The 14,013-nt window shown below is 66.1% G+C and carries 16 protein-coding genes and 1 tRNA gene; 10 read left to right on the forward strand and 7 right to left on the reverse strand.

Annotation, left to right across the window (positions count from 1 at the left end):
- Positions 1-55 precede the first annotated feature (55 nt).
- The 3 genes from HUW10_RS13645 to HUW10_RS13655 all read right to left on the reverse strand — a co-directional run bounded on the left by HUW10_RS13645 (position 56) and on the right by HUW10_RS13655 (position 2,132).
- Complete coding sequence (locus tag HUW10_RS13645; protein ID WP_174503999.1) at positions 56-610, reverse strand: hypothetical protein; 555 nt, start codon at positions 608-610, stop codon at positions 56-58.
- A gap of 150 nt (positions 611-760) precedes the next feature.
- Complete coding sequence (locus HUW10_RS13650) at positions 761-1,906, reverse strand: site-specific integrase (RefSeq protein WP_174504000.1); 1,146 nt, start codon at positions 1,904-1,906, stop codon at positions 761-763.
- A 136-nt stretch (positions 1,907-2,042) separates the two neighbouring features.
- Positions 2,043-2,132: transfer RNA gene (locus HUW10_RS13655), tRNA-Ser, on the reverse strand.
- A gap of 201 nt (positions 2,133-2,333) precedes the next feature.
- On the opposite strand from HUW10_RS13655, the gene rplU reads away from it, so the two are divergent.
- The 4 genes from rplU (at position 2,334) to proB (ending at position 5,178) form a co-directional block, all read left to right on the forward strand.
- Positions 2,334-2,648 (forward strand): 50S ribosomal protein L21, encoded by a 315-nt coding sequence (gene rplU / locus HUW10_RS13660; RefSeq protein WP_174504001.1) that lies wholly within the window; start codon positions 2,334-2,336, stop codon positions 2,646-2,648.
- Between the two features lie 15 nt (positions 2,649-2,663).
- Positions 2,664-2,933: a 50S ribosomal protein L27 gene (gene rpmA, locus HUW10_RS13665; protein WP_174504002.1), complete on the forward strand. Its 270-nt coding sequence runs from the start codon at positions 2,664-2,666 to the stop codon at positions 2,931-2,933.
- A 62-nt stretch (positions 2,934-2,995) separates the two neighbouring features.
- Complete coding sequence (gene obgE / locus HUW10_RS13670; RefSeq protein ID WP_174504003.1) at positions 2,996-3,994, forward strand: GTPase ObgE; 999 nt, start codon at positions 2,996-2,998, stop codon at positions 3,992-3,994.
- A complete protein-coding gene (proB, locus tag HUW10_RS13675) occupies positions 3,991-5,178 on the forward strand; it encodes a glutamate 5-kinase (protein WP_174504004.1) in 1,188 nt (395 codons plus the stop codon). The genes obgE and proB overlap by 4 nt, the downstream gene beginning before the upstream one ends.
- Before the next feature lie 122 nt (positions 5,179-5,300).
- Here the strand turns inward: proB and HUW10_RS13680 are convergent, their stop codons facing one another.
- The 3 genes from HUW10_RS13680 to HUW10_RS13690 form a co-directional block, all read right to left on the reverse strand.
- Positions 5,301-5,843, reverse strand: coding sequence for a Cupredoxin (locus HUW10_RS13680; protein WP_174504005.1), 543 nt, complete (start codon positions 5,841-5,843; stop codon positions 5,301-5,303).
- A 71-nt stretch (positions 5,844-5,914) separates the two neighbouring features.
- Positions 5,915-6,703, reverse strand: coding sequence for an arginyltransferase (locus HUW10_RS13685; RefSeq protein ID WP_174504006.1), 789 nt, complete (start codon positions 6,701-6,703; stop codon positions 5,915-5,917).
- Positions 6,700-7,194 carry an RDD family protein gene (locus tag HUW10_RS13690; RefSeq protein ID WP_174504007.1) on the reverse strand — a complete coding sequence of 165 codons (495 nt, stop codon included), beginning with the start codon at positions 7,192-7,194 and terminating at the stop codon, positions 6,700-6,702. Before HUW10_RS13690 ends, HUW10_RS13685 begins: the two co-directional genes overlap by 4 nt.
- A 159-nt stretch (positions 7,195-7,353) precedes the next feature.
- Here HUW10_RS13690 and HUW10_RS13695 point away from each other — a divergent pair, with 159 nt between their 5' ends.
- The 4 genes from HUW10_RS13695 to HUW10_RS13710 all read left to right on the forward strand — a co-directional run bounded on the left by HUW10_RS13695 (position 7,354) and on the right by HUW10_RS13710 (position 10,841).
- A complete protein-coding gene (locus tag HUW10_RS13695) occupies positions 7,354-8,286 on the forward strand; it encodes a ribose-phosphate pyrophosphokinase (RefSeq protein WP_174504008.1) in 933 nt (310 codons plus the stop codon).
- A gap of 25 nt (positions 8,287-8,311) precedes the next feature.
- Positions 8,312-8,932, forward strand: coding sequence for a glutathione S-transferase family protein (locus tag HUW10_RS13700; RefSeq protein WP_174504009.1), 621 nt, complete (start codon positions 8,312-8,314; stop codon positions 8,930-8,932).
- The gene (locus HUW10_RS13705; protein ID WP_174504010.1) at positions 8,932-9,516 is read left to right on the forward strand and encodes a histidine phosphatase family protein; all 585 of its coding nucleotides are present in this window, start codon (positions 8,932-8,934) and stop codon (positions 9,514-9,516) included. The genes HUW10_RS13700 and HUW10_RS13705 overlap by 1 nt, the downstream gene beginning before the upstream one ends.
- Before the next feature lie 161 nt (positions 9,517-9,677).
- Positions 9,678-10,841 carry an iron-containing alcohol dehydrogenase gene (locus HUW10_RS13710; protein WP_174504011.1) on the forward strand — a complete coding sequence of 388 codons (1,164 nt, stop codon included), beginning with the start codon at positions 9,678-9,680 and terminating at the stop codon, positions 10,839-10,841.
- A gap of 21 nt (positions 10,842-10,862) precedes the next feature.
- Here HUW10_RS13710 and HUW10_RS13715 read toward each other — a convergent pair whose 3' ends face one another.
- Positions 10,863-12,032 carry an amidase gene (locus HUW10_RS13715; RefSeq protein ID WP_174504012.1) on the reverse strand — a complete coding sequence of 390 codons (1,170 nt, stop codon included), beginning with the start codon at positions 12,030-12,032 and terminating at the stop codon, positions 10,863-10,865.
- Positions 12,033-12,138: 106 nt separating this feature from the next.
- On the opposite strand from HUW10_RS13715, the gene HUW10_RS13720 reads away from it, so the two are divergent.
- Entirely contained in the window at positions 12,139-13,089 is a 951-nt protein-coding gene (locus tag HUW10_RS13720; protein ID WP_174504013.1) for a ferritin-like domain-containing protein, read from the forward strand.
- A complete protein-coding gene (locus HUW10_RS13725; protein WP_174504014.1) occupies positions 13,086-13,940 on the forward strand; it encodes a class I SAM-dependent methyltransferase in 855 nt (284 codons plus the stop codon). The genes HUW10_RS13720 and HUW10_RS13725 overlap by 4 nt, the downstream gene beginning before the upstream one ends.
- Positions 13,941-14,013: the final 73 nt, after the last annotated feature.

Genomic DNA, 14,013 nt, shown 5'->3' on the forward strand with positions numbered 1-14,013 from the left:
TCGGAAGAATTCAGAGTCTGGCCAGGAAGAATAACTAATTAAAGCTTAACTAATTTTACAATCCACAACGATCGTAAATGCGTCTAACAAGCTTTACGAGCGTTTCATGACCCAATGGGTCTGTGGACTCTAAGGCAAAAACAGCCTCTTCAATTTGTTTCACAAACTCAGCCCGGCTACGAGGGAAGCCATTTTCAAAATAAATACGAAAAGCCTCTGCCACAGTTATTTCCCATTTGTCCTTATCTGGTTTCCTGCCGGAAGCATTCTTTTTCAAACTGTCGGATTGATCTAGTTTCTTATAAGGCTCTTCATAAACGACGATATTTTCATACACGATTTTTTGATTTCCGAATTCCATTTTAATTATTCTATCGTGTATTATGTCAAACAGCATTCCCTCAGCGACGATTCCGATCGACAGCATCTTCTTGAATATCTGCCAAAACTCAATATCAATGTGCTTTATGCTGTACTCTCCAGGAATACCGCCGGTAGCATAAAACTCATTATCGATAAATTTTCTGATAAAAGTACTTTGAGCCTGTAGCGGATCATCGCATCCGCGCGCATGCTTTTCATACGAATCGTATAAAGTAATCCCATCCATCAATATGTAAATCCAAAAATATTTGTTGGATTGTAGACCGAGCTTTCCTTTTCCCAAGCTCGTGCAACTAGACAATAAAACATCACTCCTGGGCGACCTGAATTTGATTTTATATCAAGCCAAAATTTCTCAGAATGATATTCTGCATTTCTACCTCCTATCACAGTATGTACCCCAGGCCTCCATGAGCGCCTTCCGCTTCTCCAGCAGATTGCCCCGCCGGTAAGCTGCCTCGACCCTGTTCCCAATGGCATGGGCCAAGGCCATCTCGGCGATATCTCCGTCAAAGTCTGTCTCTTCTGCCACCCAATCGCGGAAAGAGGAGCGGAAGCCATGCGGCACGGCGGCGACTTCCATGTCGCGGCAAATCTTGGTCAGCGTCATATCGGAAAGTGGCTTGCCACCGCGCTGGCCGGGAAACACCAACTCGCTCCGTGCCTCTCTGTAGTCTTTTGCTCGCCGGAATACGTCCAGGGCAGCCGATGACAGCGGCACAATATGCTCCCGCCCGGCCTTCATACGTTCGGCCGGGATCGTCCATAGAGCGTTGTCCAGATCGACTTCGCCCCAAGTCGCACCGCGTATCTCGCCGGACCTAGTCGCAGTAAGAATCAGCGCCACAAGAGCGAGCCGCCCTACCGTATCCCGCTCTTTGAGCTTAGCAACGAAAGCCGGAACCTCGGCATAGGGCAGCGCCGTATGATGCGCCCCCTTAGCCCTAACCTTGGGCAGCGAATTATTGATCGTGGCAATGGGCAGGGGAGTCGCCCGGTACCCTTTGCCGACAGCCCAGTCGATGATCGTGTTGATCCTTTGGCGCACGCGCCGGGCTGTTTCCGGCTTTTTAAGCCAAATGGAAATCACGGCATCCCGGACGTGGTGGAAATCAATCACGGCAACCGATAATTCGCCCAGCATTGGGAATGCGTATGTTTCAAGGCTGGATAGCCACTGTGCCCGGTGCTTCTGGTTCCGCCAGCTCGCCTTGTGCTCTGCAAACACCAGCGCGGCGGCTTCCTTGAAGGTGGGTATCCCGGCCTCTTTTCGCCGCTCGGCAACGGGGTCAAGTCCAACCTCAACCTGCGTCCGCACCTTCGTGGCGCGCTCACGGGCCAATGCCAGCGACACCTTCTTTGCACTCCCAAGCCCAACGTCCCGGCGCTTGCCGCCCTTCTGCACCCGACAAACCCAGGACTTCCCGCCCCGAGGGCTGATAACAAGGTAAAGGCCGTCGCCGTCGCCATAGCGGCCCGGCTCCTTTGCGGCCTTCACTGAAGTGGCTGAAAGCTTACCCAATCTTATCCCACACTAATTACCACATAGCGAGTGGGATATCATGCAACGGGATACGCCGGGATGCAACAACAAAACACCAAAATTGGCTAAAATCAGCCAATTTTTGTACATTATGATATTGGATAATTCATGGTGGTGGCGGAGAGGGTGGGATTCGAACCCACGGTACCCGTGAAGGCACAACGGTTTTCGAGACCGTCCCAATCGACCACTCTGGCACCTCTCCGCGGTCGGGCGGGGTTATAAGCATGATGGTGCTGACTAGGCAACAGCCGCGGCGCGGGCATCGATGGCGGGGGGAGCGGGCAAATCGATTGACAGCGGGATGGAGCGCGCTATAACCCCGCAATCGCGCGACGCCGCAGGGTTTCGCGCCACTTTTCTTTGTCCGCCCGCGCGGCGTTGCAGATAGAATTGGACCAGATCGATGTTTGCAGTCATCCGCACCGGCGGAAAACAATATCGCGTCGTGCCGGACGCGGTGCTGAAGGTCGAGAAGCTCGAGGCCGAGGCCGGCAGCACCATCACCTTCACCGACGTTCTCGCCATTGGCGGTGAACAGGGCGTGACCCTGGGAAAGCCCGTGGTCGAGGGAGCGACGGTTACCGCCACGGTGATCGCGCAGGACAAGCTCGATACGGTCATCATCTTCAAGAAGCGCCGCCGGCAGAACAGCCGTCGCAAGAATGGCCACCGTCAGCCGGTGACCGTGCTGCGCGTGTCCGGCATAAACGCCGCCTGATCGGAGGGATATCCCATGGCACACAAGAAAGCCGGTGGCTCGTCGCGCAACGGGCGCGATTCCGAAGGCCGCCGCCTCGGCGTCAAGAAGTTCGGTGACGAACAGGTGATCGCCGGCAACATCATCATCCGCCAGCGCGGGACCAAGGTGAAGCCGGGTTCCAATGTCGGCGTCGGCCGTGACCACACGATCTTCGCCCTCGTCGATGGGCGCGTGAAGTTCTCCCGCAAGGCCGAAGGCCGTGTGCACGTTTCGGTCGAGCCGCTGCCGCTCGCCGCGGAGTAATCTGTCTCCGGCATGAAAGACGCGAAGGCCGGCCGGTGCCGGCCTTTTGCGTATCTGCACCCATGAAGTTCCTCGACCAGGCTAAAATCTATGTGCGTTCGGGCGATGGCGGCAACGGCGTCGTCGCGTTCCGGCGCGAGAAATACATCGAGTTCGGTGGGCCGGACGGCGGCAATGGCGGCCGCGGCGGCGACATCGTGTTCGAAGCGGTCGAGAACCTGAACACGCTGATCGACTTCCGCTACACCCAGCATTTCCGGGCCCGCAAGGGCGGCAACGGCTCCGGATCGGACCGCACCGGTGCGGCCGCGCCGACGGTGGTGATCAAGGTACCGGTCGGCACCCAGATCCTCGATGACGACCGCGAGACCCTGCTCGCCGATCTCGACGCGCCGGGCAAGCGCATCGTGCTGCTGCGCGGCGGCGATGGCGGCCATGGCAACGCCATGTTCAAGACCTCCACCAACCGCGCGCCGCGCCGCGCCGATCCCGGCTGGCCGGGCGAGGAGCGCTGGGTCTGGCTGCGGCTCAAGCTGATCGCCGATGCCGGGCTGGTCGGGCTGCCGAATGCCGGGAAATCGACCTTTCTCTCGGTGGCCTCGGCGGCGCGGCCCAAGATCGCCGACTATCCCTTCACCACGCTGCACCCGCAGCTTGGCGTGGTCCGGCTGTCGATGACCGAGGAATTCGTCCTCGCCGACATTCCGGGCCTGATCGAGGGCGCGCATGACGGCGCCGGGCTCGGCGACCGGTTTCTCGGCCATGTCGAGCGCTGCGCCGCGCTGATCCACCTGATCGACGGGGCGGCCGGCGACGTGGTGGACGCCTGGCGGACGATTCGCGGCGAGCTTGAAGCCTATGGCGGCGGGCTGGCGGACAAGCCCGAGCTGATCGTGCTGAACAAGATGGATGCGATGACGCCGCACCAGATCGCCGGCCGGCGTTCGGCGCTGGAACGGGCCTCGGGCTGCAAGGTCATGGTGATTTCCGCCGCCGCGCATCAGGGGGTCGACGCGGTGCTGCGCGAAACCCTGCGGATGATCCGCGAGCAGCGGCAGTGAGCCAGGGGCTGCCCGATCCAGGCAGCGCGCGGCTGCTGGTGGTGAAGATCGGGTCTGCCCTCATCGTCGATCCCGATGCCGCGGCGCCGCGCACGGCCTGGCTTGCAAGCGTGGCCGCGGACATCGCGTCCCTCAGGGCGCGCGGCGTCGGTGTGATCGTGGTGTCGTCCGGGGCGATCGCTCTCGCGCGGCGGCAGCTTGGCCTGACGCAGAAGCGGCTACGGCTTGAGGAGAAGCAGGCCGCGGCCTCGGTCGGGCAGATCCGGCTGGCGCAGGCCTGGAGCGAGGCGCTTTCCGCGCACCGGCTGGTGGCGGCGCAACTGCTGCTGACCATGGACGATACCGAGGACCGGCGGCGCTATCTCAACGCGCGGGCGACATTGCGGACCCTGCTCGAACTTGGCGCCGTGCCGGTGATCAACGAGAACGATTCGGTCGCGACCGGCGAGATCCGCTTCGGCGACAACGACCGGCTCGCCGGCCGGGTGGCCGAAATGGTGGAGGCGGACCAGCTGATCCTGCTCTCCGATATCGACGGGCTCTATACCGCCGATCCGCGGCGCGACCCGGGGGCGGCGCATCTGCCGGTCGTCGCCGCGATCACGCCGGAGATCGAGGCGATGGGCGGGGCGCCGCCGCCGGGCTATTCCTCCGGTGGGATGCGGACCAAGCTTGTCGCCGCGCGGATCGCCACCCAGGCCGGCTGCGCCATGGCGATCGCGCTTGGCGGGGTTGTGCATCCGCTTGCGTCGCTCGAATCAGGGGCGCGCTGCACGTGGTTTTTGCCGCAGCCCGGCGGGCGCTCGGCGCGCAAACGCTGGATCGCCGGCTCGCTCGCGCCGCTCGGGCGGCTGCATGTCGATGCCGGTGCCGTGCGGGCGATCCGCGGCGGATCATCGCTGCTGCCGGCGGGGGTGGTGCGCGTCGAGGGACGGTTCGAGCGCGGCGATGCGGTCGAGATCGCCGGGCCGGATGGCGCGGCGCTGGCCCGTGGCCTTGCCGCCTATCAGAGCGAGGATGCGGCGCTGATCGCGGGCCACCGGACCGACGAGATCGAGGCGCTGCTCGGCTGGCGCGGGCGGGACGAGCTGATCCACCGCGACGATCTCGTGCTCATGTCCGGCCCGGCCGGCCCTGGAGCGCGTCCCGATCCTGATGGATCGGAGCATATTCAGTCATGTTGATAACCAGGGCGCTTTATCCGATCAGATCATGCCATCTGATCGGATGACGCTCTGACGGTCCCCTCTCCCGAGGGGCGCCGCTGCGATCGGCGCCTGCGGGCAAGGGGCGGTCCGGGCGCGGTTCAGCCGCCGAAATAGCCCGGCAGCACCTTTGAATGGCTGGTTGCAGGATTGTCCTTCAAGAGCGCCGCATCGCGGGTGACGATGATCACCCCGGCCATCGGCGTGCCGAACCCGTGCACGCCGGGGCGCACTTTCGGCATCCACACGCCGCCCGGCGCCTTGGCGAGACCGGCATGGACCGGGCAGTAATACCATTGCGGTCCCTGGTGGCGAAAGCTGATCGCGTAGGTGTGGAGCTTGTGTCCCTTGCCCGGCGTGCCCGCCAGCGCGGGGTCGTCGAAGGTCTTGCTCGCGGCGCCGGTCTGCGGGTTGTAGCCCAGAATGGCGTGCGGCCCGGTATCCTCGTTGACGAACACCACCTTCTGGCCGGGGTGCACGAAAACGAGGCGTTCGAGGAACTCGTTGGCGCCGTTCATGTGGATGTAGACCGGTTGCGGCGGCGAGGCGGCATGTGCAGTGGCGGCGCCGAGGATGAGGGCGGAGGCAAGGCCGAGCGCGAGGGCTGATCGGTTCATGATGGTCTCCTGTTTGCTGGCGTTCATCTTCGCCATCCTCGTGGCAGCACAAGGGCAGGCGAGGTGCCGCGCGATCAATCCGGCGTGAGCTTCGCGGATCAGGTGCCGCTCTGGCGCACCGGAGCGAGACGCAGGGGCCAGGCGGCAGGGCTTTCGGCGGCGGCAAGATCGTCGGTCAGGTCCGTCCAGCTACCGCCGAGCAGGATCTCGGCCGGGCGAAACCGCGCCTTGTAGGCCATTTTCGGGCTCTCCGGCACCCAGTAGCCGAGATAGACGTAAGGCAGGCCCAGCTCGCGCGTGCGTTCGACGAGCCAGAGGATCGACCTGGTGCCGAGGGATTGCCGGACCAGCTCAGGGGCGAAGAACGAGTAGACGGCGGAAAGCCCGTCGGCGAGGCGGTCGGTCAGGCATGCGCCGATCAGCTCGTCGGTCGCGTCGCGGAACTCGACCAGCCAGCTCTCGATCGGCGTATCCTCGACCATGGCGCGGTAATCGTAGAAGCTCATGCCCGCCATGTCCCCATCGCCGTGGCGGGCCTGCTGGTAGCGCTGGAACAGCTTGAACTGCTCGGCCGTGGCGCGGGGGGGCATCTCGTAGGCGCGCAGCCCTTCATTCGCGGCGATGATCCGCTTCTGGGTGCGGTTCGGCCGGAACCGGTCGCTGATGATGCGGATGGGGATGCAGGAGCGGCAGCCGGGGCAGACCGGCGCGTAGGCGATGTTGTGGCTGCGGCGGAAGCCACCGCGCGAGAGCCGGTTGTGCAGCGCATCGGCATCGGCGCCGGCGAGTTCGGTGACGACCTTCCGCTCGGTTCGCCCGGCGACATAGGGGCAGGGCAGGGGGGCCGTTGCGTAGAAGAATTGCGGCGGGCGGCTGGAGACGGTCACGGCGGCAGGGGGCGGCCGAGCGCTGCGGCGTGCACCACCGTCAGGCCGGAGAGAAGGTCATGCCCGGTCCGGCGCCGCCTCGTCACCAGCACCAGCAGGAAGGGCAGCATGCCCACCATGAAGGAGACGCCGAGCAGCACCGTCCAGGCGATGGCCTGGGCGAAGCTCGGCTTCAGGGCGCCGCCGCCCTCCAGCGTGTCGTCCTGCCGGAGCGTCAGGCCGAGCAGGCGCTGCCCCGGCGTGGCCGCGGCGGCGGAGCGCAGCCAGAGCACGTAATAAAGCGGCGGGACCGCCCAGGTGAAATGCAGCAGCAGAAAGCCGAGGCCGAGCGTGGCGAAGCCGAGCACCACGATCGTCCACCAGATCGCGCCGCTGAGGATCGCGAGCAGCACGAGATCGACCAGGAAGGCGAAGATCCGCCGCGGCCAGACGTCGCGCGTGAGCCAGGCGTCGCGCGCCGCTTCGGCCTCGAGAGGCAGGGATTGGCTCATGGATTGCAGGATACCGCGCACGGGGCCATCGGTGCAATGGCCTGCACTGCCCGCGCGTCAATGGACAGGGGCGGGAGCGGTTGCTACACGCGGCTCGGATCGTTCGGTCCATTTCCTTCGACATCGGGGCCGCTCGTTCCGGCCGCAAGGATACGCCACATGAAGATCGTCGCGTGTAATTCGAACCTGCCGCTCGCGGAAGCCGTCAGCAAGGCGCTGCACCTGCCGCTCACCAACGCCATCATCCGCCGCTTCGCCGACATGGAGATCCATGTCGAGATCCAGGAGAATGTCCGCGGCGAGGACGTGTTCGTCATCCAGTCCACCTGCTTTCCGGCGAACGACAACCTGATGGAACTGCTGATCACGCTCGATGCGCTGCGGCGCGGCTCGGCGCGGCGCGTCACCGCGGTGATCCCGTATTTCGGCTACGCCAGGCAGGATCGCAAGACCGGCCCGCGCACGCCGATTTCCGCCAAGCTGGTCGCCAACATCATCACCGAGGCGGGGGCGAACCGCGTGCTCACGCTTGACCTGCATGCCGGGCAGATCCAGGGCTTTTTCGACATCCCGGTGGACAATCTCTACGGCGCGCCGCTGTTCGCGCGCGACATCCAGGAGCGGTTCGCCGGGCGGGATATCATGGTGGTGTCGCCGGATGCCGGCGGTGTCGCCCGCGCCCGCGCCACGGCGAGCCGGCTGGCCTGCGATTTCGCGATCATCGACAAGCGCCGCCCGCGCGCCGGTGTTTCGGAAGTGATGAACGTGATCGGCGATGTCGAGGGCCGGCACTGCATCATGATCGACGACATCGTCGATTCCGGCGGCTCGCTCTGCAACGCGGCCGAGGCGCTGATCCGCCACGGCGCGGCCTCGGCCTCGGCCTATGTCAGCCATGGCGTGCTCTCGGGCAAGGCGCTGGAGCGCATCGGCGCCAGCCCGATCGAGACGCTGACCATCACCGACAGCATCAATCTCGATCCCGCGCGCAATCCGCCGGCCAATCTGCGCGTGCTGCCCATCGCCCCCTTGCTTGCCGAGGCGATGCGCCGCATCTCGGACGAGACCTCGGTCAGCTCGCTGTTCGACTGACCAGCCGCCAACCCGGAGGAAACGCATGAAACTGTTCTACACACCCGGCGCCTGCTCGCTCGGCATTCACGTGCTGCTCGAAGAGCTTGGCCTGCCGCACGAGGGCGTGCTGGTGAACCTGCGCGAGGGGCAGCAGTTCAGCGACGAATTCCGGGCGATCAACCCGAAGGCGAAAGTGCCGGCGGTGGTGCTCGACGATGGCGCGGTGCTGACCGAATGGATCGCCATCGCCCATTACCTTGCCGCCACCAACCCGCAGGCGCAGCTGGTGCCTTCCGCCCCGGTCGAGGCGGCGCGCTGCAACGAGCTTGTCGCCTACATCAACGGCTGGATGCACCCGCAGGGCTTTACCCGCATCTTCCGCCCGGACCGTTTCGCGCCGAACCCGGAGGACAAGGAGGCGGTGCGCGAACAGGGGCGCAAGATTTTCGCCGAAGGGTTCGACCTGATCGACAACGTGCTCGCCGATGGGCGTGAGTGGCTGCTCGGCAGTTTCTCGATCGCCGACGCGGCGCTGTTCTATGTGTCGTTCTGGGCAGAGGGACGGCAGACCCTCCCGCTGCCGGCGCATGTCGCGGCGCATTACGCGCGGATGAAGGCGCGCCCGGCGGTGGCGCGGGCGATGGAGCAGGAGCGCCTGTCCTGATGACGCTGCCGCGCACGCCGTTCTGGTTCCTCCGCCACGGTCAGACCGACTATAACGCGCAGGGTCTGTCGCAAGGGGCAATCGACATTCCGCTGAACGAGACCGGCCGGGCGCAGGCGCGCGCGGCGGCGCCGCTGCTGCTCGGGCGCGGGATTGTCGGCATCGTCGCCTCGCCGATGCAGCGGGCGCGCGAGACGGCCGAAATCGTCAACGAGACGCTCGGCCTACCGCTCGCCTTCGAGCCGGAGCTGCGCGAGGTGGTGTTCGGCGGGATGGAGGGCAAGCCGCTCGAACCCTGGTTCAGCGACTGGATCGACGGGCGGCTGACGCCGCCGGGCGCGGAGAGCTTCGCCGACATCACCCTCCGCGCCGGGGCCGCGCTGCGCGCCATTCTGGCGCGGCCGGGACCGCTGCTGCTGGTGTCGCACGGTGCCTTCTTCCGGGCGGTGCGCGGGCTGCTCGGCGTGAGCCTGGAAGGCCGCACGGCCAATGCCGCGCCCATCCTCTGCGCGCCGGAAGGCTTGGGGTGGCGGACGGCGATGGCCGCCGAACTCGACGAGGCGGCGGCGCCGGGTGCGATGTAGTGTCCTGCCCCTGAAATTCCGCAGAGAATTGCAGGGACAGGCAGGAAGCTGAATGATTGGTTCTACTGGTGTCGCAAGTCTGGAATCCGGTCGGGTTCGGACGCGTGACACCAGATCGTCCTTATCCGGCCGGGCCGGATCGCCTGTGGGGGGAACGCAACATGGATATTGGATTTTTCGCACCGCGGCACATGGATATTGGTGGCGGGTCTGCGGCGCGGATCGCGGCCCTGCTCGGCCGCCTCGGCCTGTCGCGGCCGCTGATCGTCACCGATCCGGTCATGGTGAAGCTCGGCCTGGTTCGCCGCATCACCGATCCGCTGGAAGCGGCCGGGATCGTCTGCACGATCTTCAGCGATACCGTGCCGGAGCCGGTGGATACCGTGGTGGAGGCCGGCGTTGCGGCCGCACGCGGCGGTGAGTTCGACTGCCTGATCGGCTTCGGCGGCGGCTCGCCGATCGACACGGCGAAGGCGATCAACATCCTGCTCGCGGCCGCACCGGGCGCGCGGATGCGCGACTTCAAGGTGCCGGTGGCCGCGGATGCGGCGGCGCTGCCGCTGATCGCGGTGCCGACCACCGCCGGGACCGGCTCGGAAGCGACGCGCTTCACCGTGATCACCGATACCGAGACCGACGAGAAGATGCTGATCGCCGGCCTCGGGGCGCTGCCGCTGGCGGCGGTGGTCGATTACGAGCTGACCATGAGCGTGCCGCCGCGCACCACCGCCGATACCGGGATCGATGCCTTCACCCATGCGCTGGAAGCCTATGTCTCGCGGCGGGCGAACCCGGTCTCCGACGCCTATGCGCGCAGCGCGATGCGGCTGATCGGCGCCAATCTGCGCAAGGTCTGGCAGACGCCGCAGGATCGCGACGCGCGCGAGGCGATGATGCTGGGCGCGACCCTGGCCGGGCTCGCCTTCTCCAACGCCTCGGTGGCGCTGGTGCATGGCATGTCGCGGCCGATCGGGGCGCATTTCCACGTGCCGCACGGCATGTCGAACGCGATGCTGTTGCCGGCGGTGACGCGGTTTTCGCTCAACGCGTCGCTGCCGCGCTATGCCGAAGCGTCCCGCCTCGCCGGCTTCGCCCGCGCCGACGATGCCGACCAGCTGGCCGGCGCCAGGCTGATCGAGGCGCTTGAGGCGATCAACGCCGAGCTTGAAGTGCCGACGCCGGAGGGTTTCGGCGTGTCCCGTGCCGACTGGGACGCGCTGCTGCCGAAAATGGCGGAGCAGGCGCTGGCCTCCGGCAGTCCCGGCAACAATCCGGCGGTGCCGGATGCTGCCGAGATCGTGAGGATATACGACGAGATCTTCTGAAATCGTGTCCCGGCCGCGCGCTCAGGCGAGCGCGAGGTCGGCGGCGAGTTCGAGCAGGGCGAGGTCGCGTCCCGGCCCGGCGATGAGCGACAGGCCGACCGGCGCGCCACCCACCTTGCCCACCGGGATGGTGAGTTCCGGCAGGCCGGCGAAGGCGGCGATGATGCCGACACGCAGCGTGCGGGTGCGGACGTCTTCATAGACCGATTGCTCGGCTGCCACCGGCGGGGCCGGGCAGGGCGAGGTGGGGATCACCAGCACCGCGCCGCCGGCCAGCAACGCGTGCATCCGCGCCGTATAGGCGAGGCGCGCCGCCTTGCCTTCGGCGGCGGCCTCGGTGGTGAAGCCCCGCGTGGCCGCGATCCGGCCGGCGGTAACCGGGTCGAGCGTTGGGTTCACCTTGTCGATGAAGCCGCCCAGTGTCAGCCAGGTTTCGCGCCCGCGCACGGCGTTCTGCAGGGCCAGCAGGCGGTCGAGCCCCTCCGGCACCGGGTCGATCTCGGCGGTCGGGCCGAGCCTGTCGAGCGCCGGCGCGAGGGCGGCGACGACACCGGGATCGGCATTGGCGAAGGCGGCGGGAATCCTGAGGAACTGGGCGGATAGCGGCGGTGCTGGCGGCAGCAGTGCCTCGCCGACGCGGAGCATGGTCTCGGCATCGCGGGCGAACCAGCCGGGCGTGTCGAAACTCGGGGCAAGGGCCGCAGCGCCGGCGAGGCTGAGCAGCCCCTGGCTCGGGCGCAGCCCGTAAAGGCCGCAATAGCTGGCCGGAATCCGCACCGAGCCGCCGGTGTCCGAACCGATGCCGACATGGGCGTAGCCGCCTGCGATCATCGCCGCCGAACCGCTGGATGAGCCGCCGGGCAGCCGGTCCGGTGCGGCGGGGTTGATCGGCGTGCCGTAATGGGCGTTGCGGCCTTCGAGGCCGAAGGCGAGTTCGACCGTCGTCGTCTTGCCGGTGATGCGCGCACCGGATTCGAGAAGCTGCGAGACGATCCAGGCATGCGAGAGGGCGGCGCCGAAATGCCGCCCCCAGTCGGGGTTGCCGAAGGCGGTGACTTCGCCTGCGATGTCGAACAGGTCCTTGACGACGACGTTGAGCCCGGCGAGCGGACCATGCGGATTGCCCCGTATGTCGAGCGACTTGATCAGGCCGAGATCGGGGTTTTCGGTGAGATTGTGGCGCGTTTCCATACCGGCAGGGTAACAGAGTTCGGCGTCGGGTTGAACCGGTTTCGGGCGGGGTTAAAATCGTCCCGCTGGCACCGATATTGCCGACAGAAGACAAGGATGAAGGTCGATGAACGCCACTGCAATGACCGTTGATGCCGCCACCATCGAAGCCGCCGACAAGGCCGCCCGTCACTGGGTCAGCCCCGATCCCGGGCCGCTGAAGCCGGGCTCGGAAACCCACAAGCGCGCCGTCTGCGCGATGTTCCACGAAACCTTCAACCCCTACAAACCCTCGGTGATCGAGTGGCCGAAACTCGACGCGGAGACGCTGAACAAGATCACCTCGCTGCCGATCTGGGACATCGCGGTGCAGACCGAGGGCAAGGCGCGGCTGCGGATGGCGGCCTATGCGCGGATCATTGCCGATCCGGACATGAGCAAGACGATCGAGCTGAACGGCTGGGAGGAGAACCGGCACAAGGAGGTGCTCTCCAAGCTGGTCGCGGCCTATGACATCCCGCTGGAGCCGGAGCCGGAATACCTCCAGCCGAAGGATCCCGAATGGGCCTACATGGTGACCGGCTATTCGGAATGCATCGACAGTTTCTTTGCCTTTGGCCTGTTCGAGCTGGCGAAGCGCTCGGGCTTCTTCCCGGCCGAACTGGTCGAGACCTTCGAGCCGGTGATGCAGGAGGAGTGCCGGCACATCCTGCTCTTCGCCAACTGGGTCGCGTGGCACCGGGCGAAGCTGCCGCTGCACCGGCGGATCTGGTTCGAGCTGCGGGTGGCGGCGGTGTGGGCGTTTCTCGGCTGGGAGCGGATCGGCATCGCCCGCGGCATGGACGATGGCGGCAAGGACAAGCCCAAGACGCAGGACAACAACTTCACGGTCACCGGCAGCAAATCGGTCAGCGCCGAGGAGATTTCGGTGCCCGAGCTGATGCGCATCTGCCTTGAGGAGAACGACCGGCGGTTTTCCGGCTACGATCAGCGGCTGCTGCGGCCGACCACGATGCCCATGCTGGTGCGGTTCGCGCTCAAGTTCATGCCGAAGCTGCGCCGGCAGGCGGCGGCGTGAGCGAGGCGGCGGCCGGGGGCGGCAACGAGCGGCAGATCGCCTATTGGAACGAGGTCGCCGGGCCGAAATGGATCGGCCTCCAGGCGGCGATGGAAGCCCGGCTCACCGGGGTTGAGGACCGGCTGCTGGAGCTGGCAGCGCCCCGCCCCGGCGAGCGGGTGCTGGAGATCGGCTGCGGCACGGGGACGACCACGGCGCGGCTTGCCGGGCTGGTGGGCGAGGGCGGGCACGTCACCGCCGTCGATGTCTCGCGCCCGATGCTGGAGGCGGCGCAGGCCCGGCTTGGCGACCTCGCGCAGGTGACGCTGCTGGAGGCGGACGCCGCCGTCGCCACTTTCGCCGCGCCGTTCGACCTCATGACCTCGCGGTTCGGGATCATGTTCTTCGAGGATCCGGCGGCGGCGTTCGCCAATCTGCGGCGCGCGCTGGTGCCGGGCGGCCGACTCGTCTGCGCGGCCTGGGGGCCGATCGAGGACAATCCTCATTGGTCGGTGCCGCTGGGCATCGCCATCGAGCGTCTCGGGCCGCCGAAGCCACGCCGGCCGCACGCGCCGGGACCGCTGGCCTTCTCCGACCGCGCGCATGTGTGCGCCGTGCTGGCGGCGGCGGGATTTGCGGATGTCGCGGTCGCGCCGGAGCGCGTCGATTTGTATGGAAACTCTCTCGACGACGAGGCCAGGATGGCGGCCACGATGGGCCCGGCGGGCGCGCTGATCGACGAGAGACAGGCCGATCCAGCGATGCGCGGGGCGCTGGTTGCGGCGTTTCGCGCCGCGCTGCCCGGCTATGCCGGCCCGGATGCGAGGCTGGCGGCGACCATTCACCTGATCACGGCCCGCAACCCGGGCTGACGCCTGCCCCGCCTCGGGCGATTTCCTCACCAGAGCTGAAGACAAGAAAAACGCGGACGACATTGTCGTCCGC

The sequence above is a fragment of the Acidiphilium sp. C61 genome (assembly GCF_905116885.1).
In the GTDB taxonomy this organism is placed as follows: Bacteria; Pseudomonadota; Alphaproteobacteria; order Acetobacterales; family Acetobacteraceae; genus Acidiphilium.

What these genes read in the sequence shown, in the direction of transcription:
- HUW10_RS13705 (WP_174504010.1), top strand. Translation starts at nt 8,932, where the DNA reads ATGACGCTGCCGCGCACGCCGTTCTGGTTCCTCCGCCACGGTCAGACC.
- obgE (WP_174504003.1), top strand. Translation starts at nt 2,996, where the DNA reads ATGAAGTTCCTCGACCAGGCTAAAATCTATGTGCGTTCGGGCGATGGC.
- HUW10_RS13715 (WP_174504012.1), bottom strand. Translation starts at nt 12,032, where the DNA reads ATGGAAACGCGCCACAATCTCACCGAAAACCCCGATCTCGGCCTGATC.
- rplU (WP_174504001.1), top strand. Translation starts at nt 2,334, where the DNA reads ATGTTTGCAGTCATCCGCACCGGCGGAAAACAATATCGCGTCGTGCCG.
- HUW10_RS13720 (WP_174504013.1), top strand. Translation starts at nt 12,139, where the DNA reads ATGAACGCCACTGCAATGACCGTTGATGCCGCCACCATCGAAGCCGCC.
- HUW10_RS13710 (WP_174504011.1), top strand. Translation starts at nt 9,678, where the DNA reads ATGGATATTGGATTTTTCGCACCGCGGCACATGGATATTGGTGGCGGG.
- HUW10_RS13645 (WP_174503999.1), bottom strand. Translation starts at nt 610, where the DNA reads ATGGATGGGATTACTTTATACGATTCGTATGAAAAGCATGCGCGCGGA.
- HUW10_RS13680 (WP_174504005.1), bottom strand. Translation starts at nt 5,843, where the DNA reads ATGAACGCCAGCAAACAGGAGACCATCATGAACCGATCAGCCCTCGCG.
- HUW10_RS13695 (WP_174504008.1), top strand. Translation starts at nt 7,354, where the DNA reads ATGAAGATCGTCGCGTGTAATTCGAACCTGCCGCTCGCGGAAGCCGTC.
- HUW10_RS13700 (WP_174504009.1), top strand. Translation starts at nt 8,312, where the DNA reads ATGAAACTGTTCTACACACCCGGCGCCTGCTCGCTCGGCATTCACGTG.
- rpmA (WP_174504002.1), top strand. Translation starts at nt 2,664, where the DNA reads ATGGCACACAAGAAAGCCGGTGGCTCGTCGCGCAACGGGCGCGATTCC.
- HUW10_RS13690 (WP_174504007.1), bottom strand. Translation starts at nt 7,194, where the DNA reads ATGAGCCAATCCCTGCCTCTCGAGGCCGAAGCGGCGCGCGACGCCTGG.